General features: G+C 72.1%; 4 protein-coding genes. 2 read left to right on the plus strand and 2 right to left on the minus strand.

Annotated features, from left to right (window positions below):
• Positions 1-207 precede the first annotated feature (207 nt).
• Together ABTZ89_RS35935 and ABTZ89_RS35940 are read left to right on the plus strand one after the other, a co-directional pair.
• The gene (locus tag ABTZ89_RS35935; protein WP_351053398.1) at positions 208-1,164 is read left to right on the plus strand and encodes a phosphotransferase family protein; all 957 of its coding nucleotides are present in this window, start codon (positions 208-210) and stop codon (positions 1,162-1,164) included.
• Between the two features lie 80 nt (positions 1,165-1,244).
• On the plus strand, positions 1,245-1,808 hold the full coding sequence (locus ABTZ89_RS35940; RefSeq protein WP_351053400.1) for a dihydrofolate reductase family protein: 564 nt from the start codon (positions 1,245-1,247) through the stop codon (positions 1,806-1,808).
• Here ABTZ89_RS35940 and ABTZ89_RS35945 read toward each other — a convergent pair.
• Together ABTZ89_RS35945 and ABTZ89_RS35950 are read right to left on the minus strand one after the other, a co-directional pair.
• The gene (locus ABTZ89_RS35945) at positions 1,805-3,067 is read right to left on the minus strand and encodes an MFS transporter (RefSeq protein ID WP_351053402.1); all 1,263 of its coding nucleotides are present in this window, start codon (positions 3,065-3,067) and stop codon (positions 1,805-1,807) included. The genes ABTZ89_RS35940 and ABTZ89_RS35945 overlap by 4 nt on opposite strands.
• A gap of 243 nt (positions 3,068-3,310) precedes the next feature.
• The coding region (locus ABTZ89_RS35950; RefSeq protein WP_351053404.1) for a carboxylesterase family protein at positions 3,311-4,708 on the minus strand (1,398 nt) is incomplete at its 5' end.

A 4,708-nucleotide genomic window follows, 5' to 3' on the forward strand; every position in this document is an offset into this window, starting at 1 on the left:
GGTGTGCGGGCCTGGTGGTCCCCGGCCCGCACACCCGTGCCGCGTCCGACATGGCGCTACTGCGGGAGTCGCTGCACACCCTCAAACAGGATCTGCTGTTCGCACACGACGGCGCGATTCGGGCCCGGCATTTGGACGCTGCGGGTGCGCGAACCCTGTTGTGAAAAGCTTTTGCGCGTGCCGCCGCGGGGATGATCAGGTGGCACGGTGACCGATGATGAGGCGGCTGTCCGACCGTTGACACTGGCTTGGGTGAGCCGGCACCTGGAGGCCGGTGAACGGATCATCAGAACCGAGGCGCTGCACGGCGGCATCACCGCCGAAATGCGGAGGCTGACCATCGGCACACGGCACGGCGGCACCCGCCACCTGGTGCTGCGGAGCTTCGTCGCCCCGTCCTCCGTGGAGCACGCCGAGGACTGGCTGAACAGGGAGGCCGGCGCCCTGTCCCTGCTCACAGGGACCGGCGTGGCGGCTCCGGGACTGGTCGCAGTCGATCCGACCGCCGCGCATTGCGAGTACCCATCGCTCCTGATGACACATCTGGCGGGCCGGACGGTCCTCGACGACGCGGGAATCGAGACGCGCATCCCGCTGCTGGCCCGTCAACTCGTCGCGATCCACGCGTTGCGCCCCACGCAGCGGCCCCGGGAGTACGTGGCGTTGACGACCGCCGACACCGTCGTGATTCCGAAGGGCGCCGATGCGGCGGCATGGGCCGCGGCGATCGAGGTGATCCGCAGGCCCGCGCCACCTTATGAAGGGCGATTCCTGCACCGGGACTTCCAACCTGGCAACGTGCTGTTCGACGTGCCGCCCGCGAGGCCGGCAGCTGCCCGGATCACCGGCGTCGTCGACTGGGCAGCGACCTCCTGGGGCCCGGCGGATCTCGATGTGGCGCACTGCTGCACCGTTCTCGCGCTGTTGCACGGCCCGGTGTGGGGCCTGCGGTTCGCCGAGGCGTACGAGGAGGCTGGCGGGGTGCTGGCCGCAGCCGCGAGCGAGCGGCTGTACTGGCTGGTGCGGGACGGGCTGGCGTGCTCGGAAGAAGTGCAGTTGGTGGCGCAGGCATGGCGGGAGGCGGGCAGGGCGGAGTTGACGGCGCGAGCCGTGGAGCAGCGGCTGGATGCCTATGTCACCACCCTGATGGACGTATTGGCCTGAGCCGAGGCGGGCCGGGTGGTGACGGTGGCCCGTGGAGGATGATCGCCGGCAGAAGGCGGACCGACCGGCGAGGAGGAGACATGGGCAAGGTGGCGTGGGGATTCACGTGCTCGATCGACGGTTTCATCGCCGGCCCCGGTCACGACATGAGCTGGCTGTCGACCGCGGAACCGCTGGCCGAGGGCACCACGGAGCGCATGGCGGGCAAGGTCGCGGCGATCATCTCCGGCCGGGACGGCTACGACGCGGCGAAAGCGCAGCGCGACGAGCGGGACGAGCTGACCTCCGAGGCCTACGGCGGCGCGTGGTCGGGCACCGAGATCATCCTGACCCACCGCCCCGAGGAGCTCGCCGGCGATCCGACCGTCGTCGCACTGGACTGCGACGTCGTGGAGGCCATCCGCCGCGCCCGGGACATCGCCGGTGACCGGGACGTGCAGATCATCAGCGCCGACATCGCCCGGCAGGCGCTCGAGCACGACCTCGTCGACGAGTTGCAGGTCTTCGTCGCCCCGGTGTTCCTCGGCGATGGCATCCGCATCTTCGACGTTCCCGGTGGGCGCCGGATCGACTGGGAGCTGGTCGAGATCTTCGAGGACAGCCCGCGCAGCTTCGGGCGGACCTACCGTCCCGCAGGTCGCTAGCCGCTGGCCCGGGAGTCCAGGGCCGCCTCGGGCCGGGCATGGCTGAAGCGGCGCAGCGGGGAGTTGGTCAGGGCCAGCGCTGCAATGCCCACCACGCACATCAGGCCACCCGCGACGGCGGCGAAGGCCGCGGTGGTGGCCTGCGCGGCCAGTCCGGCCCGGAAGTTGCCGACCTCGGGGCCGGACGCGCCGACGATGTGCTCCACCGCGCTGACCCGGCCGCGGTGGGAGTCCGGGGTGGCCAGTTGCACGATCGCGGCGCGGGTGATCACCGAGGTGGTGTCGGCGGCGCCGGCGATGGTCAGGCACCCCAGCGCCAGCCACGGCGAGGGCGCGAGCCCGAACCCGATCAGCGCCAGCCCCCACACCCCGGCGGCGGCGAGCAGGACCACTCCGGTGCGGCGGGCGCGGGTGATGGTGCCCGAGGCCGCGCCCGCGGCGATGCCGCCGATGGCGATGGCGGTGAAGAACAGCCCGAGGGTTTGCGGGTTGCCGCCGAAGCGTTGTTCGTTGATCAGCGGGAACAGTCCGACGGGCATGGCCAGCACGGTGGCGGCCACGTCGGTCAGCAGGGCACCGCGCAGCACCGGGCTTGCGGCGATGAACCGCCAGCCGCGCCAGATCGCGCGCAGCCCGGGCCTGCTGGGTTGCCCGTCGGGGCGCATCGACGGCAGTCGCAGCACGGCGTAGAGCACAGCGGTGAAGGCCAGTGCGTCGAGCAGGTAGCAGGCGCTGACACCCCACTGCGCGACGAGCACGCCGGCCAGTGCGGGGCCGAGGAGCATGGCGATCTGGAAGCTGAGGTTGCCCAAGGCCACGCCCGCTCCGACCAGCTCGGTGGGCAGCAGCCTGGGCACGAACGTCCGCCGGGCGGGAGCGCCGAGTCCACTGCCCGCCGAGTGCAGGGCCACCAGCCCTAGCAGCACCCACGGCGACTCGGCACCGGTCAGGCCGTGAACGGCCAGCGCCGCCACGGAGACCAGCTGCATGGTGGTGGCGGCCAGGACGAGCTTGCGGCGGTCCACCGCGTCGGCGAGGGTGCCGCCGGCCAAGCCGACGGTGGTCATCGAGATCGCCTGGACCAACCCGACGGCCCCGACGGCGAGGGGGCTGGTGGTCAGCTGCCACATCTGGAACAGCACGGCGACCACGGTGAACTGCCCGCCCAGCGCCGAAACGGCCCCGCCCCACCACAAACGCCGGAACTGCGGGCTGGTGCGCAGTGGACGGGTGTCGAGCAGCCGGTCGAACACGCTCATGACGGCGGCAGCGGGCGCAGTTCAGCCTCGGAGGGATCGCGTGGTGGCATCCGGTCAACGTAACAGGATTCGCGCACCTGCCGCGGTCGTGGCGGAGGTCCTGACGTGAACCGGACAGCCCGAACCTGCTGGCGCGGTGGGGTTTCCGCTCCAGCCCGTCGACGGCGACCGCGGCGCTCACCGAGTACGACGGCCGCCCCGGCCGGGTTCGCGACGCGGTGGCCGGCCCGTCGTGGGGTGGTGTCAGGCGCGGCGGTGGTGCAGGACGCCGGGGATGTCGCCGCGGTCGGGTAGCGGGTGGCCGCGGGCGAACTCGGCCCACAGGTGGCGCAGCGCGGTGGCGGCTTCGGTGATCTGCGCCCAGGTGGCGCCCGCGATGAGTTCGGCGTGCTGCCAGGCCTTTTCGTCGCCGAACAGCAGCGGGAGGTCGATGGTGTGGGCGGCGCCGTGGTCGTTGCCGGGTGCGGAGAAGGTGATGAGGTAGCGGTGCGCGCGGCCGCCGGCGCGGGTGTGGCGGCGGGCGAACCGCTTGGCCGGGCGCGTGTAGACCGCGGTGGTGAACGCGGCGACCACGGCGCGGCGGATCAGCTCACCCACGAGCGGAATCGCGGTGATGCGGTGGAACGCAGGCAGGGTGGGCAGGAACAGCCGCACTTCCTCGGAGGTGTGGCCGATGAGGACGTCGATGTCGGGCGCGACCGCCTCCCACGCCGCGGGGACGGCGTTCTCACTGGGCAGCGGGTCGTGGCCGTACTGGGTGCCGAAGGGCATCGCGGCTTTGAGGCCGAAGCGCAGGATCCGCCTGGTGGCTGCGGTTTGGCGGGCGACGACGTCGGCGGCGGGCATCTCCGGTGTGACATCACGGGTCGCTTCGGCCATCGCCTTGTACATCTTCGCTCGGCCGCGGGTGATGCCAAGCGGTGCGCTTTGGATGATCGCGCGGCGCAGCAGCCCGGCGGCCTCGGGGGTGGCCATCAGGTGCGCGACGGCATCACCTCCCGCGGATTGGCCGAACACCGTGACGTTGCCGGGGTTGCCGCCGAATGCGGCGATGTTGCGCTGCACCCAGCGCAGTGCGGCGATCTGGTCGAGCAGTCCGAGGTTGGCGGGCCGGTCCCCGCCGTCGCCGAGGTAGCCGAACAGCCCCAGCCGGTAGGTCACCGACACCACGACGAGGTGCTCCTGGGCCACCAGCGGGGCCGGATCCATGATCGCCAGGTCACCGGCGCCGGAGGCGTAGGAGCCGCCGTGGATCCACACCATGACCGGCAGCCCCGCTCCGGGGCGAACGTCGGTGGGCAGGGTGATCGACAGGTGCTGGCAGTGCTCGTCCTGGTCCAGGCCGTCGGAGGTGGCGCCGAGCACGCGTTCGAAGAACTTCACCGGTGCCTGCGGGCATCCCGGCGACCACGACGTGGCCGCCAGCGGCGTGGACCAGTCGGCGACCGGGGTGGGTGCGCTGAAGCGGTGGGCGTGGGCGTAGGGGATGCCGGTGGCGCGCAGGACCGCCCGGTCCGCCCAGCCGGTGATGGGTCCGCAGGGCGGGGTGAAGGTGGGCGGTGCGGTCAGGGGCGTCCTCGTTTCCGCTGGTCGATCCGATGGTGGACCCACCAGTGTGCCGTCGTCGGGCCAGGCGCGCCC

The sequence above is a fragment of the Saccharopolyspora sp. NPDC002686 genome, from assembly GCF_040295745.1.
GTDB classification, from domain to species: domain Bacteria; phylum Actinomycetota; class Actinomycetes; order Mycobacteriales; family Pseudonocardiaceae; genus Saccharopolyspora; species Saccharopolyspora oryzae.